23 protein-coding genes are annotated in these 25585 nt (G+C 67.9%); 13 read left to right on the top strand and 10 right to left on the bottom strand.

The features are described 5' to 3' along the window. Positions 1–77: 77 nt before the first annotated feature. The gene (locus tag BM337_RS12530) at positions 78–974 is read left to right on the top strand and encodes a glycosyltransferase family 2 protein (RefSeq protein ID WP_089816933.1); all 897 of its coding nucleotides are present in this window, start codon (positions 78–80) and stop codon (positions 972–974) included. 31 nt (positions 975–1005) lie between these two features. On the opposite strand, the gene BM337_RS12525 is transcribed toward BM337_RS12530, so the two are convergent. Next, entirely contained in the window at positions 1006–1815 is an 810-nt protein-coding gene (locus BM337_RS12525; protein WP_089816932.1) for an amidohydrolase family protein, read from the bottom strand. 175 nt (positions 1816–1990) lie between these two features. Between BM337_RS12525 and thsA the strand changes: the two genes are divergently transcribed. Together thsA and BM337_RS12515 are read left to right on the top strand one after the other, a co-directional pair. Beyond that, entirely contained in the window at positions 1991–3550 is a 1560-nt protein-coding gene (thsA, locus tag BM337_RS12520) for a thermosome subunit alpha (protein ID WP_089816931.1), read from the top strand. Between the two features lie 460 nt (positions 3551–4010). Then, positions 4011–6023: a hypothetical protein gene (locus tag BM337_RS12515; protein ID WP_089816930.1), complete on the top strand. Its 2013-nt coding sequence runs from the start codon at positions 4011–4013 to the stop codon at positions 6021–6023. A gap of 20 nt (positions 6024–6043) precedes the next feature. Here BM337_RS12515 and BM337_RS12510 read toward each other — a convergent pair whose 3' ends face one another. Continuing rightward, a complete protein-coding gene (locus tag BM337_RS12510; protein WP_089816929.1) occupies positions 6044–6850 on the bottom strand; it encodes an SAM hydrolase/SAM-dependent halogenase family protein in 807 nt (268 codons plus the stop codon). A gap of 3 nt (positions 6851–6853) precedes the next feature. Then, the gene (locus BM337_RS12505) at positions 6854–7432 is read right to left on the bottom strand and encodes a nicotinamide-nucleotide adenylyltransferase (RefSeq protein WP_089816928.1); all 579 of its coding nucleotides are present in this window, start codon (positions 7430–7432) and stop codon (positions 6854–6856) included. 169 nt (positions 7433–7601) lie between these two features. On the opposite strand from BM337_RS12505, the gene lonB reads away from it, so the two are divergent. The 3 genes from lonB to BM337_RS12490 are packed head-to-tail and all read left to right on the top strand — an operon-like array spanning position 7602 to position 10981. Next, on the top strand, positions 7602–9719 hold the full coding sequence (gene lonB, locus BM337_RS12500; protein ID WP_089816927.1) for an ATP-dependent protease LonB: 2118 nt from the start codon (positions 7602–7604) through the stop codon (positions 9717–9719). Positions 9720–9723: 4 nt separating this feature from the next. Next, on the top strand, positions 9724–10572 hold the full coding sequence (locus tag BM337_RS12495) for a CPBP family intramembrane glutamic endopeptidase (RefSeq protein WP_089816926.1): 849 nt from the start codon (positions 9724–9726) through the stop codon (positions 10570–10572). Positions 10573–10597: 25 nt separating this feature from the next. Continuing rightward, positions 10598–10981 (top strand): hypothetical protein, encoded by a 384-nt coding sequence (locus BM337_RS12490; protein WP_089816925.1) that lies wholly within the window; start codon positions 10598–10600, stop codon positions 10979–10981. A gap of 22 nt (positions 10982–11003) precedes the next feature. Here BM337_RS12490 and BM337_RS12485 read toward each other — a convergent pair whose 3' ends face one another. Further along, complete coding sequence (locus tag BM337_RS12485) at positions 11004–11462, bottom strand: MGMT family protein (protein ID WP_089816924.1); 459 nt, start codon at positions 11460–11462, stop codon at positions 11004–11006. 121 nt (positions 11463–11583) lie between these two features. On the opposite strand from BM337_RS12485, the gene trpC reads away from it, so the two are divergent. From trpC to BM337_RS12465, 4 genes are read left to right on the top strand one after another with little or no spacing between them, the layout of a single operon-like run. Next, positions 11584–12420 (top strand): indole-3-glycerol phosphate synthase, encoded by an 837-nt coding sequence (gene trpC / locus BM337_RS12480; RefSeq protein ID WP_089816923.1) that lies wholly within the window; start codon positions 11584–11586, stop codon positions 12418–12420. Continuing rightward, positions 12417–13664, top strand: a complete 1248-nt coding sequence (gene trpB, locus BM337_RS12475) for a tryptophan synthase subunit beta (RefSeq protein ID WP_089816922.1) — start codon at positions 12417–12419, stop codon at positions 13662–13664. Before trpC ends, trpB begins: the two co-directional genes overlap by 4 nt. Positions 13665–13722: 58 nt before the next feature. Next, on the top strand, positions 13723–14553 hold the full coding sequence (gene trpA, locus BM337_RS12470; protein WP_089816921.1) for a tryptophan synthase subunit alpha: 831 nt from the start codon (positions 13723–13725) through the stop codon (positions 14551–14553). A gap of 26 nt (positions 14554–14579) precedes the next feature. Further along, positions 14580–15386: a 2-amino-3,7-dideoxy-D-threo-hept-6-ulosonate synthase gene (locus tag BM337_RS12465; protein WP_089816920.1), complete on the top strand. Its 807-nt coding sequence runs from the start codon at positions 14580–14582 to the stop codon at positions 15384–15386. A gap of 69 nt (positions 15387–15455) precedes the next feature. Here BM337_RS12465 and BM337_RS12460 read toward each other — a convergent pair whose 3' ends face one another. After that, positions 15456–16787: a P-loop NTPase gene (locus tag BM337_RS12460; protein WP_089816919.1), complete on the bottom strand. Its 1332-nt coding sequence runs from the start codon at positions 16785–16787 to the stop codon at positions 15456–15458. Between the two features lie 147 nt (positions 16788–16934). Here BM337_RS12460 and BM337_RS12455 point away from each other — a divergent pair, with 147 nt between their 5' ends. Further along, positions 16935–17723, top strand: coding sequence for an SDR family NAD(P)-dependent oxidoreductase (locus tag BM337_RS12455; protein WP_089816918.1), 789 nt, complete (start codon positions 16935–16937; stop codon positions 17721–17723). A 48-nt stretch (positions 17724–17771) separates the two neighbouring features. After that, on the top strand, positions 17772–18938 hold the full coding sequence (locus tag BM337_RS12450; RefSeq protein ID WP_089816917.1) for a 3-dehydroquinate synthase II: 1167 nt from the start codon (positions 17772–17774) through the stop codon (positions 18936–18938). Positions 18939–19088: 150 nt separating this feature from the next. Here BM337_RS12450 and BM337_RS12445 read toward each other — a convergent pair whose 3' ends face one another. From BM337_RS12445 to BM337_RS12435, 3 genes are all read right to left on the bottom strand, one after another. Beyond that, entirely contained in the window at positions 19089–20855 is a 1767-nt protein-coding gene (locus BM337_RS12445; protein ID WP_089816916.1) for a histidine kinase N-terminal 7TM domain-containing protein, read from the bottom strand. Positions 20856–21093: 238 nt separating this feature from the next. Beyond that, a complete protein-coding gene (locus tag BM337_RS12440) occupies positions 21094–21504 on the bottom strand; it encodes a zinc ribbon domain-containing protein (protein WP_089816915.1) in 411 nt (136 codons plus the stop codon). Positions 21505–21709: 205 nt separating this feature from the next. Beyond that, positions 21710–22399 carry a type I 3-dehydroquinate dehydratase gene (locus tag BM337_RS12435; RefSeq protein ID WP_089816914.1) on the bottom strand — a complete coding sequence of 230 codons (690 nt, stop codon included), beginning with the start codon at positions 22397–22399 and terminating at the stop codon, positions 21710–21712. 168 nt (positions 22400–22567) lie between these two features. Here BM337_RS12435 and BM337_RS12430 point away from each other — a divergent pair, with 168 nt between their 5' ends. Then, positions 22568–23272, top strand: a complete 705-nt coding sequence (locus tag BM337_RS12430; protein ID WP_089816913.1) for a hypothetical protein — start codon at positions 22568–22570, stop codon at positions 23270–23272. A gap of 43 nt (positions 23273–23315) precedes the next feature. Here the strand turns inward: BM337_RS12430 and BM337_RS12425 are convergent, their stop codons facing one another. Both BM337_RS12425 and BM337_RS12420 read right to left on the bottom strand, forming a co-directional pair. Further along, positions 23316–24215, bottom strand: a complete 900-nt coding sequence (locus BM337_RS12425; protein ID WP_089816912.1) for a methyl-accepting chemotaxis protein — start codon at positions 24213–24215, stop codon at positions 23316–23318. 105 nt (positions 24216–24320) lie between these two features. Further along, positions 24321–25286, bottom strand: a complete 966-nt coding sequence (locus tag BM337_RS12420; protein ID WP_089816911.1) for a transcription initiation factor IIB — start codon at positions 25284–25286, stop codon at positions 24321–24323. Between the last annotated feature and the right edge of the window lie 299 nt (positions 25287–25585).

Here is a 25585-nt window from a genome sequence, read left to right as displayed (position 1 = left end):
GGTAGACACCGGCACGGACCCGCACGGCGGGCGAAAGTGCGCGAACTTTATACGGCTCGGCGGAACTATTTGTATCTATGCAACTCTCGGTTGTCGTCCCGACGCTCAACGGCCGGGAGGAGCTGCGGGGCTGTCTCGACGCGCTCGCCGAGCACGTCCCTGACGCCGAGGTCGTCGTGGTCAACGGTCCCTCTGCGGACGGCACGACAGGCATGGTCCGTGACCGGGCGGACGTCGACGTGCTCGTCGAGATCGCAGACCGCACTATCAACGCCGCCCGTAACGCGGGCATCAACCGGGCTACCGGCGACGCCGTCGCGCTTCTCGACCGGACGTTCTCCGTCGAAGACGGCTGGTTCGACGCCGTCCTCGAAGGCCTGACAGAGGCGCCAGTCGTCACGGGGCCCACTCACCAGGAACTCACCGCCGGGATGACGACCGAGTCCGAGGAGACGACCACCATCGCCGGACGCGACGTGACGTACTTCAACCCGGGGAACGTCACGTTCACGAGCGAGATTCTCGACGAGTTCGACGGCTTCGACGAGTACCTCGACATCGGCGGGTCCCGCGACCTGGCCCACCGGATCGCCGGGGCCGACTACGACGTCGCCTGGCAGCCGTCGATGTGCGTCCGCCGCGAGTTCGAGGCCGACGGTGGGATGCGCCGGACGGACTGGACCGCGAAGTACCAGTCGCTTTCCTACCGCCTCGTCAAGAACTACGGGGTCCGACCGACCGTCGCCCACCGGGTCGCCGCTCACGCCGCTCGCGACGCCTACGACGGCCTCAGAGACGTGCTCCGGGGCGACGCCGGCGCCTCGAACTGGCTGGGCACTGGTCGTGAGGTCGCTTGCGGGGTGTCGACCGGTGCCAAGGACGGCGTCGTCGCCCGGTTCCGGGACCATCCGCCGCGCCAGAACCCGAACGGACGCTCGATGCGCGTGGACCGGGCGGTCGAAGTGTACGAGTAACGTTCGGAGCCGACCGCTCGATCCCAGAATTCTACGGCGCGAGTTCCTCGACGACGCGGACGGGATTCTTCGAGAACACCTTCTTCATCGCGTCCTCCGGGACGTCGAGGGTGAGAATCTCCATGACGGCGACGTTGGGATGGGCGCTCGGTGCGCCGCTGCCGAACAGCACTCTGTCGGGATGTTCGATGATCGCGCGTTCGAGCGGCTCCCGGTATCGAACGACGCTCGTGTCCAGGTAGCACTGTTCGTAGGCGTCCAGCAGGTCGATGGACTCGTGCATCAGGTCGCGCTGGAGCGGATGCGCGCCAAAGTGCCCGAGGATGACTGGCAGGTCGTATTGCAGGAGGTGGCGTTCGACGGCCTCGGGCGGGAATTCCAGGCCGCCGTGGACGATGAGCGGCTTGCCGACGGACTCCAGCTCCGCCATGACCGCCTCGTCGGGGAGCCCGTCACGAGAGGGGTGGAGTTCGAAGCCGGCGAAGCGGTCGTCGTAGGCGTACTTCTCGACGTCGTCGGGGGAGGTGTGGTCCTCCCCGCGCCGGGCCGCGAGGTTCTTTAGCCGTGACCCGGCGTCGGTGCCGGCCTCGCGCGAGCCGTTGATACGGGCGAACGCGACCATCGGGCGACCGACGCTCATCCGGGCCACGCCGTTGTTGGCCTTGAGATAGCTCCCCTCCCGGTCGCCCGGGTAGACCACCGCGCGGACGACGCCCGCCTGGTGCATCTCCCGCTCCAGTCGCTCCGGGTCGCCGATGCCGTCGCGGGGACGGCGGGACTCGTCGGGCTCCAGGCGCGCGTGGACGTCGACCACGCGAAATCCGTGCTCCAGCTCCAGCATGGTCCGAGTGATGCGGTATCGCTGTATTAAACCATCGGCAGCGCAGCCGGCGAACGACGGTTCTCGTCCGGGTGTCGCACGCCGTCTCGCCCGCCCGATCGGAAAGCTTTATATAGAACCGCTAACGATGTTTTGAGTGAGGTATACAGCTATGTCACAGTCCGGTCAGCGACGCATGGGTGGCCAGCCCCTCTTCATCCTCGACGAGGACACCCAGCGGACGCACGGGAAGGACGCACAGAGTTCGAACATCGCCGCCGGAAAGGCCGTCAGTGAGTCCGTCCGGACGACACTGGGCCCCCGTGGCATGGACAAGATGCTCGTCTCCGACTCGGGCGACGTCGTCATCACGAACGACGGCGCGACCATCCTCCAGGAGATGGACATCGAGCACCCCGCCGCCCAGATGATCGTCGAAGTCGCCCAGACCCAGGAAGACGAGGTCGGCGACGGCACGACGACGGCGTCCGTACTCACCGGACAGCTCCTCGCGAAGGCCGAGGACCTGCTCGACGACGACGTCCACGCAACGACCATCGTCGAGGGCTACTCCCAGGCCGCCGAACTCGCCCAGGAGGCCATCGACGAGGAGGTACTCGACGACGAACTCGACGACGAGATCCTCGAGAAGGTCGCCGAGTCCTCCATGACCGGCAAGGGAACCGGCGACGTCGCGGCCCACGCACTGGCCGAGACGGTCGTCGAGGCCGTCAGACACGCCGACAGCGACGACGGCATCGTGCGCGACAACATCGTCGTCCGGACCCAGACCGGGTCCTCCTCCTCCGCGACGGACCTCATCGAGGGCGTCGTCATCGAGGAAGAGCCCGTCCACGAGAACATGCCCCGCTCCGTCCAGAACGCCGCTATCGGCGTCGTCGACGCCGACCTGGAGGTACGCGAGAGCAACATCGACGCCGAGTACAACGTCTCCAGCGTCGACCAGCTCAACGCCGCCATCGAGGCCGAGGAGTCGGAGCTCCAGGGCTACGCCGAGGAGCTCGTCGACACCGGCGTCGACGTCGTCTTCGTCACCGGCGACGTCGACGACCGCGTCGCCGCCCACCTCGCCAAGGCCGGCGTCGTCGCCTTCGACAGCGTCGGCGACGACGACGTGCAGGCCATCGTCAACGCCACCGACGCCAACCGCGTCGGTAGCGTCGACACGCTCGAAGACGAGGACATCGGCGCAGCCGACGACGTCAGCGTCGAGAAGTACGGCGACGACGACCTCACCTTCGTCACCGGCGGCGCGACCGCCGAGTCCGTCACGGTCTTCGCCCGCGGCGGCACCGAACACGTCACCGACGAGCTCGAACGCGCGCTCAACGACGCGCTCGACGTCGTGACGGCCGCCCTCGACAAGGGCGGCGTCGTCCCCGGCGCCGGCGCCACGGAGATCGCCGTCGCCGACTACGTCCGCAGCGAGACCGCCGGCATCGAGGGCCGCAAGCAGCTGGCCGTCGAGGCCTTCGCGGACGCCCTCGACGTACTCCCGCGCACGCTGGCCGAGAACACCGGGATGGACCCCATCGACGCGCTCGTCGACCTGCGCAGCCTGCACGAGCAGGAGGGCCGCGCCGGCATCATCAGCGAGGGCCAGACCGGCGTCATCGACGACCCCATCGACTACGGCGTCCTCGACCCCGCCGCGGTCAAGCGCGAGGCCGTCGAGAGCGCCACCGAGGCCGCGACGATGATCGCACGCATCGACGACGTCATCTCCGCGAGCTGATCGGTCGAGCGGTTCATCGCGAGACTGCAGCTGGCGGAGATCCGACCGCGAGCTGATCGGTCGAGCGGTTCATCGCGAGGCTGCGGCTCGCGGAGATTCCGACGCGAGCTGATCGGTCGAGCGGCTCTATTTTTCGTCGCAGTCAGCGACCTCTAGCGTCGAGTACTCACGGGAAAGGGGGACAGACGCGCGCGACGGGATGCCCACGGTAACTGTGGCCGCCGCGCGGGTGTTCGGAAACGGTGCGCTGTCTCGCAAGCGTCGCCCGGCGTGTACCGGCTTCCGCGGCACACATCAGTTTAGGTGGGCCTAAAGCACAAAAATCCATCGGTGATTTCCACCTGCTGGGCCCAAGACTCAAGCCCGTCGTCGCCGAACGTGTTGACGGACCAATACGACCGGGGCCGTCCTCCGAACCGGCCGCAGTCCCGGAATATCGCCCCCGCTTTCCGCCACTTCCATGCCTGATTCATCACGAACGACGGACCGGCGCGACGCCCCGACCTCCACCACGCGACGAACCTACCTCCAGGCCGCCGGCGCGCTCGGCGCGGTGTCGCTGATGGGGAGCGCCCTCGTCGACGACTCCATGCGATCTGACGGCGTGCCACGAGTCGCGGACGGGGCCGAGTCGGACCGGCGCGAGGACTTCCTGTGGATGCACGGGACGGCGCTGGACCACGACCGGCTCCGGGCCAACGGCTACGCGTTCGCCCGTCGGCACGACCTCGCGGTGGTGCTGGCCGTCCGGTCGGCGAACTGGGAGTCGCGGGAACGGACGGTCCGGCGAGCCATGACCGAGGCGACGGCCGCCGGGTTGGACGTCTGGCTGCGGGTGGGGATGCTGACCGAACTCGCTGCGGACGAGTTCGTCGCCGATGCTGACGCACGCCGCGCGCATCTGGACCGGCTCGCGGCGGTCTGCGGAGTCTACGACGACCTGACCGACGCCGGCCGTGTCGTCCTCTGGGAGGAGGCGCCGGTGATGGGCCAGTGGGTCGAGGGCGGCGCGTGGACGGACGCGGCGGTCGACAACCTCCTCGAACACGGCCCGCGCATCTTCGCGGACCAGAAGCGAGTCGTCTCGGAGGCGACCACCGACCGGGACGTGGGCATCTTCGTCCACTTCCCCTACGTCGTCGACTCGAAGAATCCCGAGGTGTTCCGGACGTTGACCGACCGTATCGCCGACCGGGGGGCTACGCCGGACTTCGCGTTCCTCGACTTCTACCGGGGCTGGTACGAGAAAGACGTCGGACCCGGCCCGGCAGACGACGCGGTTCGGAGCCTCGTCGGAAACGCCAGCGACGCCCTCGGTGGGAGCCCCGTCTTCTATCTCGGCCAGGCACACACGGTCAATCCGAACCACACGCCGAGCAAACAGTCTCTCCGCTCGAACCTCCGAGCTTCGCTCGAAGCGGGTGCGGCCGGCCTCGGCTGGTACGGGCGGTCCAGGTACGCTCCCACGGAACAGGGGTTCGACCCGTTCGTACCGAACGAACCCGACGTCGACGTCGACGAACCGGTCACGACCGGAACCGTCGCCCGCGACCGCCTCCAGTACGCCTGGCTCTCGACGCACTCCACCCGGTCAGGGTTCGACCCCGCCGACCGGTTCGACCTCTGGCTCCGCGGCGACGCGTTCTCCTTTTACGACCGTCGCGTGCGGGCGAAGGACCGCGACGGATGGACGTTCCTCCGCGACGTCGACGGCTACGTCGACGGTGAGTACCCCTACGGGGGCGGGCCAGACGGGAACGTCGCCGTCGTTCGCGGCCTCCGGCGGGACCGGTGGCTCGACGGCGGCGCGCTCGCCCTCCGGATCGAGTCGGGCACCGACGCCGAGGAGACGACCCTCCGCGACGCGCTCGCGATGCCCTGTGACCCCGACGCGTACGTCGCGGAACACGAGGCCGCGTCGCTGCTGGCCGGCGACGCGCCGGTCGAGCGGTTCGCGCTCGGCGCGAGCAACGAACGGGCCTCGCTCGTCCCTGGTGACACTCGGCAACTGAGCGTTCCCATCGAGCGGGCGGAGCCACCGTCGCTCCACGGACTCCGGCATCCCGATTCGCTCGACGCGATTCGAGACCTGCAGTCGGCCGAGCGACGCGAGGGGTTCGACCGGCGCAACCACTTCGACCTCTGGCTCCACGGCACGGGACTCTCCGAGGGAGGGAGCCTCCCGGGAATCGAGGACGGGACGGGGACGCCGAAATCACCGGCGGACGTGAGCGCCACGGCGGTCGGAACCGACCCGGTCGCGCTGTGCTACGGGCTCCGGCGCGACAGGTTCCTCGACGACGGCCTCTCGCTGTCCGGATCCCACGACGCCGGGACCGACGTCGACGCCGCGTACGCGATGCCCTACGCGGGAAGCGAGACGTTCCGGACGGCCTCGCGCGCCGCGGAACTGCTCGACGAACAGCCCCGAGAGGTCGCGACGTACAGCCTCGACGCCGTAGACCTGCAGTAGACGCCTCTCCCTCCTCCTCCTCAGTACTCGAGTTCTACGCGCGAGCCCGGGTCGACGCGGAACGCCTCGTCGCCCCGTCCGCGGTTGACCGCGAGTTCCACGTTGCCGTGGCTCCCGACGGTGACGAGCCGGTCGCCCGGGTCCACGTGAGCGTACGTCCTGCGGACCGGCGCCGGCTCGCCGTTGATCCGGACCTGCTCGCCGAACCGGCCGGCGACGGCGTCGCCCGGGACGTTGGTGACGACGTTGCCGAAGCCGTCGACGACCAGCGCCTCGCCGCTGGCGCCCAGGTCGCTCACGGTCGCCGTCGGGAACTGCAGGTCCTCGAAAGAGTCGGCGGGGGCGAAGCCGTCGTCCTCGTGGAAGTGGTCGACGCCCGCCTCGTGGACGGTAGCTGCGGCCGGGGCGAACACGTCGCGGCCGTGGAACGTGCTGCTCTGGGGGTCGTCGACGGCGATCTGGAAGATTTCGACGTCGGCCGCGTCGAGGTCGGCCGCGTCGCCGTCGTCACCGCCGCTATCGGCGCCGGCTGCGAGTGCCCGCGCTGCCGGGAGGAGCACGCCGTTGTCCGGCCCGACGAGGGCGTGGTCGCCGGCGCGGACGACGACGGCCGCCCGGTCGGTGCCGACGCCTGGGTCGACGACGACGAGGTGGACCGCGGGCGGAAAGTGCGGGAGGACCTCGCGGAGCCAGAACGCGGTCGCGCGGACGTCCTGCCGGGGGAAGTCGTGGGCCACGTCGACGAGGCGGGCGTCGGACTGCTGGAGCACGACGCCCTTCATCGCTGCAGGATACGGCGACCCGAAGTCGGAGCTGAGCGTGATCATCGCTCAGTGGTCGTCGCGGTGGACGCTCTCCCCGCCCGAGCCGTTCTTGGCCTCCCAGCGCTCGACGACGTCGTCTTCCGCGACGGTGCGGAGGCGCTGGATGCCGTTTATCTCCTCGATAGTCTCGACGACGGCGTCGGGGACCCGGTCGCGCCAGGTCTCGCCGTCGATCATCCGCTGGCGGATGTCGCTGCCCTCCAGGCGGTCGCGCTCGAACATGCTCGACTGGCGGACTTCGATACCGGCCTCCTCGAACAGCTGGACGACCAGGGGGTTGTTCGAGTAGGCGACGTCGAAGCTCGGACTCATGCTCTGGACGTGGCTCACCCAGACGGAGTTGCGGTTGAGGTCCTCGATGGGGACGACGTAGGTCACGAGGTCGTCCTCGCGCTCGTACTCGCGGACGGCCTTGGTGATCATCATGATGCGCTCACCCGCGGTGAAGGGGTCGTGGGCGGAGTGAGAGTCGCCCGCACTCCCGATGCCGAGGACGAGCTCGTCCACCTCCTCGGCGATGGTCGAGACCATCGTGTGATGGCCGTTGTGGTAGGGCTGGAAGCGTCCGATGTAGAACCCGCGCATACTCCCTCTCCGGCGCCGCGTCTAAAAAAGGCGACGAGTGTTTCGGCAGGCGCCCACCGAGACGGTCGTTGGGCCGGAGTACGGCGGTTATGCACCCCATTCGGAGCGGCGCGAGGGGAGAAAGTATATCAGTGGACAGTCCTTCCGATCCGATGTTAGCAACCGTTCTATGAGCGACAATAGAGACACTGACGACACTCCCGACTCCGAGCGGGAGGTGACCGAGCCCACACCGGACGAGGAGTCCGGTAGCGACGTCGTCGTCCCGGCCGAGGAGGACCGGGAGACGGCGGACGACGGCTTCGTCGACGAGGCCGACGACGCCCCCGAGTCGGGTGACCAGCCCGACCTGGGGAGCGAAGTCGAACTCGAGGGCGAAGCGACGTTCGACGAGGCCGAGGAGGCCGGCGTCCTCGGTGGACTCGAGGTCGAGTCCACCGAAGACATCGAGGTCCCGGACCGCCTCGTCGACCAGGTCATCGGGCAGGACCACGCCCGTGACGTCATCAAAAAGGCCGCCAAGCAACGCCGGCACGTCATGATGATCGGCTCGCCCGGGACGGGCAAGTCGATGCTGGCCAAAGCGATGAGCCAGTTGCTGCCGAAAGAAGAACTGCAGGACGTTCTCGTCTACCACAACCCCGACGACGGCAACGAGCCGAAGGTCCGCACCGTCCCCGCGGGCAAGGGCGAACAGATCGTCGACGCCCACAAGGAGGAGGCCCGCAAGCGCAACCAGATGCGGACCTTCCTGATGTGGATCATCATCGCCATCGTCATCGGCTACGCGCTGATCATCGTCCAGCAGATCCTGCTGGGCATCCTCGCGGCCGGTGTCATCTACCTCGCGTTCCGCTACGGCTCCCGTGGCAACGACGCGATGATCCCGAACCTCCTGATCAACACGGCGAACCAGCAGACCGCGCCGTTCAAGGACGCGACGGGCGCCCACGCCGGTGCGCTACTGGGCGACGTTCGCCACGACCCGTTCCAGTCCGGCGGGATGGAGACCCCGAGCCACGACCGCGTGGAGTCGGGCAACATCCACGAGGCCAACAAGGGCGTGCTGTTCATCGACGAGATCAACACGCTCGACGTCCGCAGCCAGCAGAAGCTGATGACGGCCATCCAGGAGGGCGAGTTCTCCATCACGGGCCAGTCCGAGCGCTCCTCGGGCGCGATGGTCCAGACCGAACCCGTCCCCTGTGACTTCACGATGGTCGCGGCGGGGAACCTCGACGCCATGGAGAACATGCACCCCGCGCTGCGCTCCCGTATCAAGGGGTACGGGTACGAGGTGTACATGGACGACACCATCGAGGACACCCCCGAGATGCGCCGCAAGCTCGCCCGCTTCATCGCCCAGGAGGTCGAGAAGGACGGGCGCCTGCCCCACTTCACCCGGGACGCCATCGAGGAAGTCATCCTCGAGGCCCGCCGCCGTGCCGGCCGCAAGGGTCACCTGACCCTCAAGCTGCGCGAACTCGGCGGCCTCGTCCGCGTCGCTGGCGACATCGCCCGCGCCGAGGACCAGGAGATGACCACCCGCGACGACGTCCTCCAGGCCAAGAGCCGCAGTCGCTCCATCGAGCAACAGCTCGCCGACGACTACATCGAGCGCCGCAAGGACTACGAGCTCACGGTCAACCAGGGCGACGTCATCGGACGCGTCAACGGACTCGCAGTCATGGGCGAGGACAGCGGCATCGTCCTCCCCGTCATGGCCGAAGTCGCCCCGTCACAGGGGCCCGGCCAGGTCATCGCTACCGGGCAGCTCAAGGAGATGGCCGAAGAGGCCGTCCAGAACGTCTCGGCGATCATCAAGAAGTTCTCCGACGAGGACATCTCGGAGAAGGACATCCACATCCAGTTCGTCCAGGCCGGTGAAGGCGGCGTCGACGGCGACTCCGCCTCCATCACGGTAGCGACCGCCGTCATCAGCGCCCTGGAGGACATCCCGATCGAACAGCACCTCGCCATGACCGGCTCCCTGTCGGTCCGGGGCGACGTGCTCCCGGTCGGCGGCGTCACCCACAAGATCGAGGCCGCGGCAAAGTCCGGCCTCGACACGGTCATCATCCCCAAGGCGAACGAGCAGGACGTGATGATCGAAGAGGAGTACGAGGACCAGATCGAGATCATCCCGGTCTCCCACATCAGCGAGGTCCTCGACGTCGCGCTCGCCGGCGAACCCGAGAAGGACTCGCTGGTCGACCGGCTCAAGTCCATCACGGGCAAGGCCCTCGAACAGCGGGAAGTCGGCGGCGGCAGTCCCAGCCCGCAGTAGAATCGTGACCAGGTGGGCCGCATTCGTCGGCCTCACCGGCGTCGTCGTGACATTATTACTCGTTTTGGCTCGGCTCTCACAGTCAGTCGTCAGCGACCGCTCTACAGTCTCGAACGGCAACAGGTCGCGCCCGTTCGGCGGCACGACGACCCGCGGCGACCATCGGACCGACCCCGTTATCCCGCGGTTCGAACGACGCGGGTCCGACGTCGCGTCGGGCGGCCGCGTCCACGTCGACGGGCTCGAACTCACGACCGGCGCGCTCCTGGCGAACGTCGCGCTCACGCAGGGCGTCTTCGGCGGCCTGCTCGCCGCTGGCGCGTTCTACTTCCAGATACCCGTCGCCGCACTCGGCGTCGGCGGGGCACCGCTGTCGTCCGGCGCGCTCGGCATCGCCGTCGGCGTCGCGTTCGGCGTCGTCCTCTGGCTGGGGAACGAGACGGCCGGTCGGGTGGCCGACGCCACCGGCGCGGGCTACGACGAGTCCCTCCGGGCGATGCTGGCGCCCGACTCGCTCGGCGGGTGGGTGCTGCTGCTCGGCGTCGTGCTCCCGACCATCGCGTTCGTCGAGGAGTTCATCTTCCGGGCGGCCGCCGTCGGCGCCGTGGCGGCCGGCTTCGGTATCTCGCCGTGGCTGCCCGCCGTCGTCTCGTCGCTCGCCTTCGGTGTCGCCCACGGTGCACAGGGGCGCGTCGGCGTCGTCGTGACGGGCACGCTCGGCTTCGCGCTCGCGGCGGGGTTCGTCCTCACCGAGAGCCTGCTGGTCGTCGTGGTGGCCCACTACCTCGTCAACGCGCTGGAACTGGTCGTCCACGAGGGCCTCGGCGTCGGCCGCGGTTCCGAACACGTTTAACACGGACCGTCCCCACCACCTGGCAATGGCCGACCCCTTCGACATCGAAACGCCGACCCAGCGACGGATCATCCTGGCCGCCCTCGTCGTCTACCTCGCGCTGTTCCTCATCCAGTACGTCACGGGAAGCGTCCTCGCCACCGCGGCCGCCGACCTGCTGCTCGCCGCGCTGGTTATCCCGGCGTCCGTCTACGTGATCCAGCGAGCGAGAGACCGGCGCGAGACGAACATCCTCGCCGTCGTGACCGGTGTAGCGTTCCTCGTCGCCGGCGTCACTATCGGCTACGAGGGACTGGCGACGCTCGAAATCGTTCCCGTCAACGGCGCTATCTCGCTGCTCGGGACGGTCGCGCTGCTCGCCGCGTTCGTACTGTACCTCTACCAGCGCAGTCAGTCGCGACCCCGATAGAAAACGACAGTCCGCACGGTACTCAGAGGTCTTCGAGGGACCGCAGTTTCTGTTCGACTTCCGGCGGCGCGCCGCTCGGCCCGTCGCGGACGCGGTGGTCGGGGATGAGCAGCGGGATCGGATTGTCCGCCAGCGCCTCGCGGACGGTGATCAGGTCCTCGTCCTCGTTCGGGTCGAGGCCGGCGGCCATCTGGGCGACCTGCTGGACGCTCCCCTGTTCGCCGTACGGTATCTCGCGGACCGCTTCGAGCACGTTGCGGTAGTCCGTCGGCACTGTGAGTCCGATCTGGGCGTCGGCGAAGCTGTCCTCGGCGCCCTGGAGGTAGGCGTCGATCCGCTCGAGCACCGGGTGGCCGTCCGTGGCCTCCTCGTCGGGCGTGACGGGAAACGAACAGCTGATGACCTTCTCGCCCGCCGCTCCGATCTGGACGAACCGGTCGAGATACGCCGACTCGCGCGCGTAGATCCCCGCGTCTTCCATAGTATCGGGTCGGGACCGTGGACCTTCAAGATTTGCGTGTTCCCAGAGGGCTTCACTAGCGCAGTTCGTCCGGCGCGGTGTCGCAACCCTTATGTACATATCTGTACGTTAGTGTTCGGTAATGAACTCCAGTGAGGGTGAGATAGCACCGGCGGTCCGGTCGATACTCGACGCCGCGCGCGAGCGGGGCGGCGCCGAGGGCCGGGTCTCCGTCGACGCGCAGTCGCTCCCGGGGGCGTTCGAGGCCGCCGAGGCGGACGGCAGAGTGCCGGTCGTCGCCGAAGTGAAACCGACGAGTCCGACGACCGACGGCGAGCGGACCGACGACCCGGTCGAACTCGCCGAGCAGATGGTCGCAGGCGGCGCGGCCGCGCTGTCGGTGCTGACCGAGCCGGACCACTTCGGCGGGTCGCCGGAGACGCTCGAGCGCGTGCGCGCCGCCGTCGACGTTCCAGTGCTGCGAAAGGACTTCGTGCTGCACGAGGAGCAACTGGACGTCGTCGAATCTGACGTTGTCCTGCTGATCGTTCGGTTCCTCCACGAGGAGAACACAGACGACCTGGCTGACCTCCTCGAGGCGGCGCGTGAGCGTGGTTTCCAGGTGCTCGTCGAGACCCACACCGCTGCGGAAGTCGAGGAAGCCATCGACGCGGGCGCGGAGATAATCGGCGTCAACAACCGGGACCTCGGCGAACTTGAAGTCGACCTGGGGACGTTCGAGGACGTTGCACCTTCGGTTCCGGAGAACGTCACCCTGATAGCGGAGAGCGGCATAGCGACGCCCGACGACGTCGCGCGGATGCGCGCGGCCGGCGCCGATGCCCTGCTCGTCGGGTCGGCGATCATGGGTGTCTCCGGGAGCAAAGTGACCGGAGGCTCGTCGGACGAGCGGAGCGAGTCCGACGGTGGCGACGTGACCGAGAACACGCGCGAACTGACGACGACGGAGACAACATGAGTAGCGAATCCACCTTCGGCGACTACGGCGGCCAGTACGTCCCAGAGGCGCTGATGCCCGCCATCGAAGAACTGACCGACGCGTACGAGCGGTACGTGCTCGACAACGAGGACGGTTTCGTGGACGAGTTCCGCGAGCGGCTGGCGGACTTCGGCGGGCGCCCCACGCCGCTGCAGTACGCCGAACAGCTCTCCGAGCGCTACGACACCGACGTCTACCTCAAGCGCGAGGACCTGGTCCACGGCGGCGCCCACAAGCTCAACAACGCCCTCGGGCAGGTCCTGCTGGCGAAGTACATGGGCAAGGAGCGCATCATCGCCGAGACGGGCGCGGGCCAGCACGGCACCGCGACGGCGATGGCGTGTGCCCACCTCGGGATGCCCTGCGAGATATACATGGGCGAGACCGACATCGCCCGCCAGCGACCCAACGTCTTCCGGATGCGGATCAACGGTGCCGAGGTCAATCCGGTGACGACGGGACGGGGCACGCTCAAGGAGGCCATCTCGGAGACGATGCGGGACTGGGCGACCACCGTCGAGACGACCCACTACGTCATCGGGAGCGTCGTCGGCCCGGCTCCCTTCCCCGCGATGGTCCGGGACTTCCAGGCCGTCATCAGCGAGGAAGCCAGGGAGCAGGCGCAGGAAAAGATCGGTTCCCTGCCCGACTCGGTGCTCGCCTGCGCCGGCGGCGGGTCGAACACGATGGGCGCGTTCGCGAACTTCGTCGACGACGAAGGGGTCGACCTCTACGCCGTCGAGGCCGGCGGCTCCTCGCTCTCGGTGGACGAGGAGAAGGGCGTCGCCCCCAACTCCGCGTCGCTGTCGACGGGCGACGAGGGCGTCCTCCACGGCGCGCGCACCAAGCTCCTCCAGGACTCTCACGGCCAGATCATGGAGTCCCACAGCGTCTCGGCGGGCCTGGACTACGCAGGCGTCGGCCCGGAACTCGCCCACCTCGTCGACGAGAAGCGAGTCCAGGCCGTCAACGTGGACGACGACGCGGCGCTCGACGCCTTCCACCGCCTCTCGCAGGAGGAGGGGATCATCCCCGCGCTGGAGTCGAGTCACGCGCTCGGGTTCCTCCACGAGCACCACGACGAGCTCGGCGACTCCGTCGTCGTCAACGTCTCCGGCCGCGGCGACAAGGACCTGGAGACCGTCATCGAGGAGACGTCGAAGCGTGACCTCGACTCGGCGCCCGACCTCTCCGTCTTCCGCGAAGTCGGAGGTGGCCTATGAGTTCCGAAGCACGCGGAACGCGCTTCGACCTCATCGTTCTCACCGGAGGTGAGAGCCGATGAGCCTGGAGCAGGTCTTCGCCGACGAACCCGCCTTCGTCCCGTACCTCGCGGCGGGCGACCCGGACTACGACTCGTCCATCGAGTACGTCGAAGCGCTGGCCCGCGGCGGCGCCGACGTCGTCGAACTCGGCCTGCCGTTCTCGGAGCCCATCGCCGAGGGGCCGACCATCCAGGAGGCCGTCGTCCGGTCGCTGGAAGCGGGCATGACGCCCGAGCGATTCTTCGAGTTCGTCGAAGACCTGGACGTCGACGTGCCGCTGGTCTGTATGACCTACTACAACCTGATCTACCAGTACGGATCTGGTGAAGGGCCCCGGCCCTTCGTCGAGAAAGCAGCCGAGGTCGGTATCCAGGGCTTCGTCGTGCCCGACCTCCCCGCCGAAGAGGCGGGACCGCTCCGGGCGGCCTGCGACGAGTTCGGCCTCGACCTGGTGTTCATCGTCGCGCCGACGACCGAGGGCGAGCGCCTCGAACGAATGATGGAGCACGTCTCGGGCTACGTCTACGTCCAGGCTCGCCTGGGCGTGACGGGCGCGCGCGACGACGTCTCGGACCACACCGAACAGTCGCTGGCCCGACTGTCCCAGTGGGACGTCCCGAAGGCCGTCGGCTTCGGCATCAAGACCGGCGACCACGCCGAGCGGATCGTCTCGGCGGGCGCCGACGGCGTCATCGTCGGCAGCGCGCTGGTCGACATCATCGCCGAGGGCCACGAGAACGGCGACGCCGTCGCGGACGTCGCCGACCGCCTCGAAGCGAAGGCGCGGGAACTGAAAGACGGTGCGCTCCGCGGCGGACGGGAACGGCCGCAACCGGAACACAAATAATCGTACTTGCCACACTCTATCACAACATGACCGCTGGCAAATCTGCACGACTCGACCGGATCGGGACAGGCGGGAAGTACCTCGTCGTCCCGATGGACCACGGCGTCACGATGGGCGCAGTGGACGGTCTCGTGGACCTCGAATCGACAGTCTCGGACATCACCGACGGGGGCGCCGACGCCGTCCTCACCCAGCGCGGCGTCGCGGATCGGGTCCACCCCAACCTCGGCGGCGCGGGCTACATCGTCCACCTCAACGGCTCGACGACCATCGGCCCCGACGAGGCCGACAAGCGTCCGACCGGCACCGTCGAGGACGCCATCCGCGCCGGCGCCGACGCCGTCTCGTTCCACATCAACGTCGGCTCCGACCACGAACCCGACCAGATCACGGGCCTCTCGGAGGTCACCAGCGCCGCCCAGCGCTACGGCCTCCCCGTCCTCGCGATGACGTACGCGCGCGGCCACGACGTCCGCGACGACGACCCGGAACTGTTCGCCGAGGACCTGGGCCACGCCGTGCGCCTGGGCGAGGAACTCGGCGCCGACGTCGTCAAGACCGCCTACAGTGGCTCACCGGAGACCTTCGAGCGCGTCGTCGAGTCGACGTCGCTCCCGGTCGTCATCGCCGGCGGTTCGCGCGGCACCGACGAGGAGACCCTCGACATGGTCCGCGGCGCGATGGACGCCGGCGGCGCCGGCGTCTCGATGGGCCGCTCTATCTTCCAGCACGAGGACCCGCGCGCGATCACGCAGGCCGTCTCCAAGGTCGTCCACGACGACGCGGAGGCCGCCGACGCGCTGCGAGAGGTCGGACTCACCGTCGAAGCCTGAGACGTTCTGCTGCTTGCTGTTTTGACGTCGCGAAAGAACGTTGGTCGCTACGAAGGACCTCGCGAATAGCTACCCGGAACGGCGAAGGAGCGCCGTGACCCGGCCGGCCAGCGAGTCGGGGGATTCGTCGTCCGGGTTCTCGTCGGCGTCGTCCGCGGCTTCCGGGTTCTCCCCGTCTGATTCGTCCGACGCTGGTGCATCGTCCGAGGTCCTGACGTCTTTCTGGGCAGAGTTAGCGTCCTCTGTCGACTGGTCGTCAGAGTCCACGTCGAGGTACGACGCGTCGCCGCCGTCGGAGGTGAGCGGGCGGACGGCCCGGTTCGCCCGTTCGCGACTCACGACGTCGATCTCCGGGCGGTCGGGTTCGTCGGTGGTCTCGGTGTCGCCGGCGCCGGGGAACGTCCACCCGTCGGCTTCCAGCGTCTCCTTCGACGGCGGTGCGGTCTCCAGTTCGTCGGTCGGTTGGTCGGGTTCGTCGGTCGGTTGGTCGGGTTCGTCGGTCGACTCCGCACGGGAGGCAGATCCGGTCGGCTCGACCTCGGAGTCTGAACCGGCAGACCCGGAATCCGTGGATGACGTGGCCGGCGGAGCGTGGGCGCCGGAGTCGTCTCTCTCGGGGGCTCCGCCGACGACCGTTTCGGATTCCGCGGCAGCCGACTCCTCGGGGGCGTCGGGTTCGAGTCGCGACTCGGCGAGCGCTGCGGCGCCCTCGGTGTACGCTCGGGCCGCGTCACAGTCGGGGAGCCGTTCGACAACGGGCACGCCGGCGTCCTGTGACTCGTGGATAGACGCGTCCTGGGGGACCGTACAGAGCAGGGGAACCTCCAGGAACCCGGCGAGGCGGTCGGACCCGGGCGAGGATCCGGTCCCGTCCTGCGTGAGGACGAGGCCGGCGACGTCGCCGCCGCGCTTCTCGACGATGGTGCGGGTCTTCTCCGTGTCCCTGACGGAGGCGACCCGCGGCGTGGAGACGAGGATGGTCTCGTCGGCCACCGAGACGGCCGTCGTCGTCGCGCTGTTGACGCCGGCGCCGGTGTCGAGGACGACGACGTCGAAGCGGTCCCGGAGCGTCTCGATGGCGTCCGGAAGGTGGCTCATGTCGATGGCGTCGAGTGCGTCGAGCGCGGTGCCGCTGGGTGCGACTGTCGCGCCGCCGGGGGCGTCGTAGAGGGCCGCCGTCACTGGGACGTCGCCAGCGAGGACGTCGTGCATCGACGGGTCGGCCCCGTCGTCGAAGTCGAGCGAGAGGAAGTCCACGACGTTCGCCATCGCGAGATCCAGTTCCACGACGACGACGTCGAGGTCCCGGGCGGCAAGTGCGGTTCCAAGATTGATACTGGTCGTCGTTTTACCGACGCCTCCCTTGGCACTTGCCACGGCGAACACCGTGCTATCTGGCATCTATCGCTAGTCAGTAGGACCAGCACCGTAATTATTACGCACGATATCTGAAAGTGACTGGCCCCGATTCGAGACGTGTTTCGAGGTAAAGTCGCGGCGTCAGTGCCGGGCACCACCGTTTTGGTACCGAGAGTCCTGTTCTCGGCTATGGGAGACGCGGCGTTCGACTTCGACGGCGAGACGGTGATCGTGACCGGTGGGAGTTCCGGCATCGGGCGTGCGACGGCTATCGCTTTCGGCGATGCGGGTGCCACCGTCGTCGTCGCCGACATCCGCGAGGAGCCGAAGGATCTGGACGCCGAAGTAGCGACTCACGAACTGATCCGCGAGCGCGGTGGGACTGCGGAGTACGTGGAGACCGACGTCTCGGACTCTGACGACGTCGAGAGCGTCGTCGCGGCCGCACGCGAGCTCGGCGGCGTCGACGTGATGGTCAACAACGCCGCGCTGTTCGCCGGCGGCGGGATCAGGGACCTCGACGTGGACGACTTCGACGCGATGTTGCGCGTCAACGCCAGGGGCGTCATGCTCGGGACGCAGGTCGCCGCCAACGACATGCTCGACCGGGACGAGCCTGGGTGTGTCGTCAACACCGCCTCCATCAGCTCGACGTACGCCCAGTACGGCCAGGTTGGCTACGACGCGACCAAGGGCGCGGTCCGGATGCTCACCCGCGGCGCCGCCCTCGACCTGGCCGAGACGGGCGTCCGGGTCAACGCCGTCGCGCCCGGACAGATCGCGACGGAGTTCCTCGAGGGGTGGACCGAGGAGGCACAGGAGTCCGTCGACTCCGACGGGTTCCTGAAGGACGTCCCGATGGGACGGGCCGGCACCCCGGCCGATGTCGCGCCGGCCATCTGCTATCTCGCCAGCGACGCCGCCGGCTACACCACCGGCGAACTCCTCCACGTCGACGGCGGCTGGCACGTCTGTTGATCCCTGGGATCCGCCACGTTCAAGCCCCGCCGCTGCAGACGTGGTGCTATGACACGATCCGTGTGGCTCAAGGCCGACAGCTCCGTCGGCGACTGGGAGGCCAGGAAGCGACGCATCACCGCCGGCCTGGAGGCCGGCGTCGACTGGGTCCTCGTCGACGAGGTCGACGTCGACCGCGTGCGGGATCTGGGCGAAGTCAACGTGGCCGCCTTCTCCAGCGGCGACGTCCACGTGATGGACGCCGAGGCCGCCGACGTCGATGCCGACGCCACCATCGTCGGCAAGGACGGCGAGGGCGACGGGACCGTCGACCTCCCCAACGACTTCTCCGGTTCGGCGGATCTCTCGGCGCTCCGCCAGGACAGCGCCACCCCACAGGGCGGTTACGTCCGGATCCGCGGCAAGGAGTACGAGGAGTTCGCCGAGGCCGTCGCCGACGAGTCAGCGTTCACCATCGTCATCGGCGACGACTGGCAGATCATCCCCCTGGAGAACCTCATCGCCCGCGTCGGCGAGGAGACCGAACTCATCACCGGCGTCCAGACGGCCGAGGACGCCCGCACCGCCTACGAGACGCTCGAAATCGGCGCCGACGGCGTCTTGCTCGACTCTGACGACCCAGACGAGATCCGCCGCACCGTCGAGGTCCGCGACGAGATGGGCCGTGAGACCCTGGACATGCAGTGGGCCGAGGTCACCGACGTCGAGCAGACCGGCTCGGCCGACCGCGTCTGTATCGACACCGGCAACCTCATGGAACACGACGAGGGAATGCTCGTCGGCTCGATGGCCCGCGGGCTCTTCTTCGTCCACGCCGAGACCGCCGAGTCCCCCTACGTCGCCTCCCGCCCCTTCCGCGTCAACGCCGGCGCGGTTCACGCCTACGTCCGCACGCCCGACGGCGGCACGAAGTACCTCTCCGAGCTCCAGAGTGGCGACGAGGTCCAGGTCGTCGACGCGAACGGCAACACCCGCGAGGCTATCGTCGGTCGCGCCAAGATAGAGAAGCGCCCGATGTTCCGCGTCCAGGCAGAGACAGAGGGCGGGGACCGCATCGAGACGCTCCTCCAGAACGCCGAGACCATCAAGATCCGGACACGTGACGGGCGCAAGGCCGTCACCGACCTCGAAGCCGGCGATGAAATCCTCGTCTACCTCGAGGATGCCGCACGGCACTTCGGCGAGGCCGTCGAAGAGTCGATCATCGAGAAGTAGCGGTTCCCCGTCCGAGAGCTGCACAGCGGTTTTCCCCCCAGTGAAGGATGGCGAGCGAACGCCAATCGCCTGGGTCATCGATACTCGTCCGAACGCGATCGGTGCCGTCCCGCTTCCTGACGACACGCCTCAGTCGGTGTTCCTACTGGCTCAGACGGTGGGTTCGGTCGACGAACCGGCGACAGCTTCTGACGTCGTGACGCCGGTCACCTCGAACCTGGCGCCGCTCTCACTGCTCTCGGTGATAGCGAGCGACCAGTCGTGGGCGTCGGCGATGGACTGGACGATGGCGAGCCCGAATCCGGTGCCCTCGTCGACCGTGGAGTACCCGTACTCGAAGACGGCATCGCGATCGTCTTCCGGGATGCCGGGGCCGTCGTCCGCGACGAAGAAGCCCGATCGCGGGTCGGCGTCCGCCCCCGCACTGAGGCGACCGACGGTAACGTGGTCGCCGCCGTGGTCGGCTGCGTTGCGAAAGAGGTTCTCCAGCAGGGTTCTGAGTCGAGAACGGTCGGCGAGCACTCGATACTGGTCGCCGACCTCGATCGACAGGGTCGCGTCGCCGGTGTCCGAGGTCTCCCAGGCGTCGGCGGCGACGCCCCGGAGCGAGACGGGAGCCGGGTCCGACACTGCGTCGCCGTTCCGGGCGAGCCTCAGCAGGTCGTCGATGGTCGTATCGATGCGGTCCAGCGCCTCCCGCGATTTTCGGAGGTGTTCGCTGTCGCCGTCCTCCCGTTCGAGTTCGAGCCGGCCCATCGCGACGGAAAGCGGATTCCGGAGGTCGTGGGAGAGCACGGACGCGAACTGTTCGAGCCGTTCGGTCTTCCGTTCGAGTTCCGTGGAGTACTCGACCAGGGTCGTGACGTCGCTGACGATGAGACCGTATCCGTACCGACGTCCGCCTCTGGAGATCTCGGAGGTCGTGACGTTGAAACTGCGCGCCTCGCCGTCGACGGATCGACGGACGGTACCGACGAACGGCGAAGCGTCTTCGGTGTCGCCCCGGTCACCGACGTCCGGCGTCCAGTCGGTGGACCCGACCAGGACCGGACAGACGTCGTCGAGCTGGCGCCCGATCGCGCCGTCGAGCGAGGGAAAGAGGGCGAGTGCGCGAACGTTGTAGTCGACGAGGCGCCTGTCCGTGTTCACGACGATCACCGCGTCGTCGACGGAGTCGAAGAGGGAATCCCTGGCAAGCGGCGCGACCGCGAACAGACGGGTCCGGTAGAGTGATCCCGCGACGAGGACGCCGAAGATGCCCGAGCCGAAGATGCCGTACGGAAAGTGCCGGACCGGAGCGAGCGGCGTGTACGCGAGCATGGCGAGCAGGAGGATGACGGGTAAGCCCGCCAGCAGGGCCGCCGACTGCCAGCGCGACGACCGGCGAGAGAACACTGACAACCGGATGAGGAGTGCGAATCCGGTGAGTATGCCCAGCGTGGCCAGCACCAGGAAGGATTCGTTGAGCGGCGTGACTGCCGCGTAGCGGAACGTGAACGGTTCGGTCTGCACCGTCCAGTCGGTGAACATCAGTCCGTGGGCCGGGTCGGTCACCGAGAGGACGAACGGGACGACGCCGCCCAGCCAGAGAACGAGCCGGACCCGCGCCGTCATCCAGTGGTCTCGACCGGTGTAGTATATCGCGAAGGCGAGCCAGACGGGCGCACTCGCGGGAAACAGCCCGTGCCAGGTCCCCACGAGCAGTTCCTCGACGGCCGCCGACGAGACGAGCAGCTGGACGGCGACGAGCGCAGCCATCGTCGCGTGGATCCAGAGCAGCAGGACCATCGTCCGCGCGGCGCCCTCGTCGGACTGTCTGGAGACCCAGCGTGCCACCGCAATCGAGACACCGGCGGCCACCACCAGCCCGATGAGGTGGAGAAGATATCCCGGAGCGTCGACTGGGAACTGGAGCACGCCTGGCTCTTTGCCGAGAACCGAAATAGCCGTTGTGCCCCATACTCAGGATCGATACTCGGACCGCACCGGGCTGTCGTGGGTCGATGCTGGATCGTCGGACGGCGAGCGAATTTTCCGTGGAGAACAGTGGGAACGATCACCGTCGCGTGATATCCTGAACGATAATTAGAGGTCAGCAGTCGACTACAGGCGAACAGTCAGTCGAAGGCCGTCGGTCGGGACGTCGCTCTGTCGGTCACTCAAGGGGTTCGAGGCGCGTCGTACACCAGTGACAGAACTCCAGGTCCTCGTCGACCTCGCGGCCGCAGTGGGGACAGGAGACGCCCTCGTCGGTCGCCGCCTGCCGGTTCCCCCGGGTCGCGATCCAGTAGGCGTCGGCCATCGAGAGCGCGGTTATCGCAAAGAGCGCGAGCCGGCTGGGAGCGTCGACCTGTTCGGCCGCCATCTGCGAGGCTTCGAGGACAGACGTCACCGTCACCTCTGCCGGCATGGGGGGGACGGGTACCAGAAGTTCCGTCGCCGCGAACATCAGTCCAAACCAGACGACGGCCCGAAGCCACTCGCGGAGATAGACGTGTCCGAGACCGGGAGAGAGTAACGCCAGTGCAGCGGCCAGCCAGGGCCGCCTTCGCTTGGTTTCAGCCACCGTAGTGGCTCAATCGCGTTCCGACGTACGTTAATCTTCCGCACCGACCTTTTTCCGCTGCGGGTGCGCTCCGCGCACCGCTTGCGCAAAAACGTCGATGAAAAAGGCCGAACTCGCCTCCGGCGAGTTCGGTGAACCGGCGGCTTCGCCGCCGGATGCTGTTCCAACCAACGCCGCAACGGCCCAGCAACCGCTCGACCTCGTATTATTCCCTGCTCTTGAGCTGGTCGATCAGTTCTCGGAGCGTCTCCAGGTCGTACTGGCCGGGCGCCGTGGCGTTCTCGGGGCGGACGGGCGCGTAGCCGATCTTGGAGCCGTACAGCGGCGCGACGGCGCGGGAGTGGCGGCCGGCCTCGCCCATCGCCATCGTCGCGACGGCGTGGCCGCGGCTGGTCTTGGCCTCAGTGGCGGAGAGCAAGGCCAGGACGTCGGCGGGTTCGTTCGCCGTGGTGGCCACCTTCCCGACGTCGCCGTGTTTGCAGGCCCGGGTGAGCCACTCCTCGATCTTCTCGCGGTCTGGTGTCCGTTCGAAGTCGTGGGCCGAGACGATGACGGTGGTGTCGCGTCCCCTGGCTGCCTCGACGACGCGGTCGGCGTTGTACTTTCCTTCGCCCACGAGCGCCCCGAGTTCGACGTCGACAGCCTCGACGGCGTCGAGTTCGGTGGCGGTCTCCAGGGCGTCCAGCCGGGCCTCGGTGTCGGGGGCGTCGCCGCCCTCCCACTCCACGCGGTTGGTCACCAGTAACGGAAGCTCGCCGTCGTACTCGGCGAGTCTGTCGATCGGATCCGTCGCCAGATCCATTCTGTACTCCAGGACGTCGGCGTGGGCGCGAGCGGCCGGCTCGTCGTAGATGTCGCCCGTCGCCGCCGAGAGAACGAACGAGTCGAAGTCCATGCCGACGGTTTCACCCGTCCGGGATTTATCAATTTGCTTTCAGCGAGCGCCGCTCTCCCCCGGCTGGGAACGGGGTATCCGTGAGGCCCATCGGCGTCGGCCCGGCCACCGTGCTCCGGTTGCCCCCATCGACGGGGTTTACTCGTCGGCGTTCGAGTCCACCGACCGATGCCTGCGTACGACCACTCGCTCTCGACGGGGTTCGAGGTCGTCGACCGCTGGTCGGGCGGCGTCGGCTGGCTCGCCCATCCCGACGAGACCGGGGAACGCGTGAGTCACGCCATCGCTGCGGACGACGGGCTCTGGCTCGTCGACCCGGTCGACGCTGAGGGGATCGACGACCTGCTCGCCGAGTACGGCGACGTCACTGGCGTGGCGGTCCTCTCGAACTACCACGCGAGGGACGCCGACGCGTTCGCGAACCGTCACGACGTCGCCGTCCACGTCCCGCGTTGGATGGACCGGGTCGAAGAACGGATCGACGTGCCGGTCGAGCGGACCGACGAAGTACTGGGGTCGGCGGGGTTCGAGACGACCGCCGTCGAGCCGCTCTCGCTGTACAAGGCGGTCGTCGCGTACCGGCCGGCCGACGGGACGCTGATCGTCCCGGACCTGCTCTCGTCTGGCTCGGGCTACCCGGTCGGTGACGAGCGCGTGGGCGTGATGCTCGGGAGCCGGCTCTTCCCGCCGCGGGAGGTGTTCGCGGAGATCGAGCCGGAGCGCATCCTCTTCGGCCACGGACGAGGCGTGTTCGAGGCGGCCGACGAAGCGCTGGACGACGCACTGGACGGCGCGCGACGTCGGCTCCCGCGGGCACTCGTCGCGAACTTCGGGACGAACCTTCGGCTGTTCGTCTCGTCGATGGTCGACTGATGGACGGCGAGATCGAGTAACGACGGCCCGGCGAGAGCCGGTGTTACCGGCTCCGAATAAGGCTCTGTAGCTCGTTGACCTTGGCCGCCTGTTGCTCGTTGGCGGCGGCGATCTGTTCGATCTCTTCGGCCACTTCCTCCGCGCTTTCGGCCGTCATGTCGATCATGCTCGCGACCTCCTCGGTGGAGGCCGCCTGCTCGTCGGTCGCGGAGGCGACCTCTTCGGCACCCTGGGCGGCCTCGCGGACCGCCTCGTCGATCTCCTTGAGGATGCCGACCGCGTCCTCGACCTGGTCGATGCCTTCCTCGACCTGGTCGTTGGCGTGCTCGATGCTGTCGACGGTGTCGTCGGTGTCGGACTTGATGTTCGAGACCAGCTGTTCGATCTCGGCGGCGTTCTGCTGGGACTCCTCGGCGAGTGACTTCACCTCGTCGGCGACGACGGCGAACCCCTGGCCGGCCTCGCCGGCGCGGGCCGCCTCGATCGAGGCGTTGAGCGCCAGCATGTTCGTCTGGTCCGCGATGTCGTTGATAACCTCGACGATCTCGTCGATCTCGTCGATGCGGTCGCGCAGTTGGCGGACGTCCTGGGAGACGTCGGTGTTGGCGTCGTCGACCGACTCCATCGCGTCGATGGCGTCGTCGGCGGCCTCACGCCCGTCGTCGGCGAGGTGTCGTGCCTGGTCGCTGACGGCTTTCACTTGGTTCGCACTGGAGGCGACTTCCTCGACCGTCGCCGAGAGGTTCGACACCTCACCGGCGACCTCGCGCATGTTCTCCGACTGGTCGTTGGCCAGGTCACTGATAGACTGGGAGCTCTGGGAGACGTTCTCGGACGCTGCCAGCAGCTCGTCGATAGCGGCGCCGAGTTCGTCGTCGTCGAGCGTGTCCATCGACGGCGACGTCATCTCGACACCCCCATCGGGGCTGGGGTCTGGATCCATGCTACAGAAAGCGATGCGGACCGGATTAAGCGTGACTACGCAGTTATCAGGTGTGATTCTTTCGGTGAGAAACCGGCGAGGAATCGGGTATGGTCGAAACTCGGATCAGGCCGCAGGGAGCCCCTGTTCGGCCTCGAGGAGCTCGTGGTACCGGTTGCGGATGGTCACTTCCGAGATGTCGGCGACTTCGCTGACGGCCGCCTGCGTCGTCTTCTCGTTGGTGAGCAAGGCGGCGGCGTAGACGGCCGCTGCGGCGAGACCGACGGGCGACTTGCCGGAGTGGACGCCCTGTTCCTTGGCGTTCTGGAGCAGCTGGCGGGCGCGGTGTTCGGCCTCGTCGGACATGTCGAGCGAAGAGGCGAAGCGCGGGACGTAGCTCTCGGGGTCGGCCGGGGCGACCTCCAGGCCGAGTTCGCGGACGACGTAGCGGTAGGTCCGTGCGATCTCCGATTTCTCGACGCGGGAGACATCGGTTATCTCGTCGAGCGAGCGCGGGACGCCGGCCTGGCGCGCGGCGGCGTAGACGGAGGCCGTCGAGACGCCCTCGATCGACCGGCCGGGAAGGAGGTTCTCGTCGAGCGCACGGCGATAGATGACCGACGCGGTCTCGCGAACGTTCTCGGGCAGGCCGAGTGCGCTGGCCATCCGGTCGATCTCGCCCAGCGCCTGCTTGAGGTTGCGCTCCTTGGAGTCGCGGGTCCGGAACCGCTCGTTCCACTTGCGCAGGCGCTGCATCTTCTGGCGCTGCTTGGCGCCCAGGGAGTTGCCGTAGGCGTCCTTGTCGCGCCAGTCGATGTTGGTCGACAGGCCCTTGTCGTGCATCATGTTCGTCGTCGGCGCGCCGACGCGCGACTTGCTGTCCTTCTCGCTGGAGTCGAAGGCGCGCCACTCGGGGCCGCGGTCGATCTCGCCCTCGTCGACGACCAGGCCGCAGTCGTCACACACCGTCTCGCCGTGTTCCTCGTCGGCGATCAGGTGGCCCGAACACTCCGGGCAGGCCGCCGACGTGTGCTGTTCCTCCGTCTCGTCCGTGCGTTCTCTCGTTCGCGTTCTGGTGTTCTCGTCGCTCATTGTACGGGGCAGACGCTCCGGGCAGGAAGGTTCCTGAAAATATACCGACGTACGACGGCCGATATACCCGGGCGCCCGGTTGGTACCAATACAATGAGTTCGAAAAGCATTTAAAGATTTTGGTACGGTAGTGCGAAGGCCACGCACACGGGCCGACGACCGGGTTTGTGACTCGTTACCGTACCCATTCAAGTAGCATCTGGTACGTTCCCGGTCGTGACGCCGGCCCGCGGTTCGGCTGGACTCGTGGTAACTCCCGATTCGCGACGGAAAATCTGACGTCACCGATCGTGAGGCTC

Source organism: Halomicrobium zhouii (genome assembly GCF_900114435.1).
In the GTDB taxonomy this organism is placed as follows: Archaea; Halobacteriota; Halobacteria; order Halobacteriales; family Haloarculaceae; genus Halomicrobium; species Halomicrobium zhouii.
The sequence above is the reverse complement of the archived record's forward strand: the minus strand, read 5'-3'. Positions and strand labels throughout refer to the sequence as shown.

Bases quoted from the DNA above. Each gene is read 5' to 3' on its own strand.
- BM337_RS12450 (WP_089816917.1), top strand. From the start codon at position 17,772: ATGACACGATCCGTGTGGCTCAAGGCCGACAGCTCCGTCGGCGACTGG.
- BM337_RS12455 (WP_089816918.1), top strand. From the start codon at position 16,935: ATGGGAGACGCGGCGTTCGACTTCGACGGCGAGACGGTGATCGTGACC.
- BM337_RS12435 (WP_089816914.1), bottom strand. From the start codon at position 22,399: ATGGACTTCGACTCGTTCGTTCTCTCGGCGGCGACGGGCGACATCTAC.
- BM337_RS12430 (WP_089816913.1), top strand. From the start codon at position 22,568: ATGCCTGCGTACGACCACTCGCTCTCGACGGGGTTCGAGGTCGTCGAC.
- thsA (WP_089816931.1), top strand. From the start codon at position 1,991: ATGGGTGGCCAGCCCCTCTTCATCCTCGACGAGGACACCCAGCGGACG.
- trpB (WP_089816922.1), top strand. From the start codon at position 12,417: ATGAGTAGCGAATCCACCTTCGGCGACTACGGCGGCCAGTACGTCCCA.
- trpC (WP_089816923.1), top strand. From the start codon at position 11,584: ATGAACTCCAGTGAGGGTGAGATAGCACCGGCGGTCCGGTCGATACTC.
- BM337_RS12515 (WP_089816930.1), top strand. From the start codon at position 4,011: ATGCCTGATTCATCACGAACGACGGACCGGCGCGACGCCCCGACCTCC.
- trpA (WP_089816921.1), top strand. From the start codon at position 13,723: ATGAGCCTGGAGCAGGTCTTCGCCGACGAACCCGCCTTCGTCCCGTAC.
- BM337_RS12485 (WP_089816924.1), bottom strand. From the start codon at position 11,462: ATGGAAGACGCGGGGATCTACGCGCGCGAGTCGGCGTATCTCGACCGG.
- BM337_RS12420 (WP_089816911.1), bottom strand. From the start codon at position 25,286: ATGAGCGACGAGAACACCAGAACGCGAACGAGAGAACGCACGGACGAG.
- BM337_RS12530 (WP_089816933.1), top strand. From the start codon at position 78: ATGCAACTCTCGGTTGTCGTCCCGACGCTCAACGGCCGGGAGGAGCTG.
- BM337_RS12510 (WP_089816929.1), bottom strand. From the start codon at position 6,850: ATGATCACGCTCAGCTCCGACTTCGGGTCGCCGTATCCTGCAGCGATG.
- BM337_RS12460 (WP_089816919.1), bottom strand. From the start codon at position 16,787: ATGCCAGATAGCACGGTGTTCGCCGTGGCAAGTGCCAAGGGAGGCGTC.
- BM337_RS12465 (WP_089816920.1), top strand. From the start codon at position 14,580: ATGACCGCTGGCAAATCTGCACGACTCGACCGGATCGGGACAGGCGGG.
- BM337_RS12490 (WP_089816925.1), top strand. From the start codon at position 10,598: ATGGCCGACCCCTTCGACATCGAAACGCCGACCCAGCGACGGATCATC.
- BM337_RS12425 (WP_089816912.1), bottom strand. From the start codon at position 24,215: ATGGATCCAGACCCCAGCCCCGATGGGGGTGTCGAGATGACGTCGCCG.
- lonB (WP_089816927.1), top strand. From the start codon at position 7,602: ATGAGCGACAATAGAGACACTGACGACACTCCCGACTCCGAGCGGGAG.
- BM337_RS12525 (WP_089816932.1), bottom strand. From the start codon at position 1,815: ATGCTGGAGCTGGAGCACGGATTTCGCGTGGTCGACGTCCACGCGCGC.
- BM337_RS12505 (WP_089816928.1), bottom strand. From the start codon at position 7,432: ATGCGCGGGTTCTACATCGGACGCTTCCAGCCCTACCACAACGGCCAT.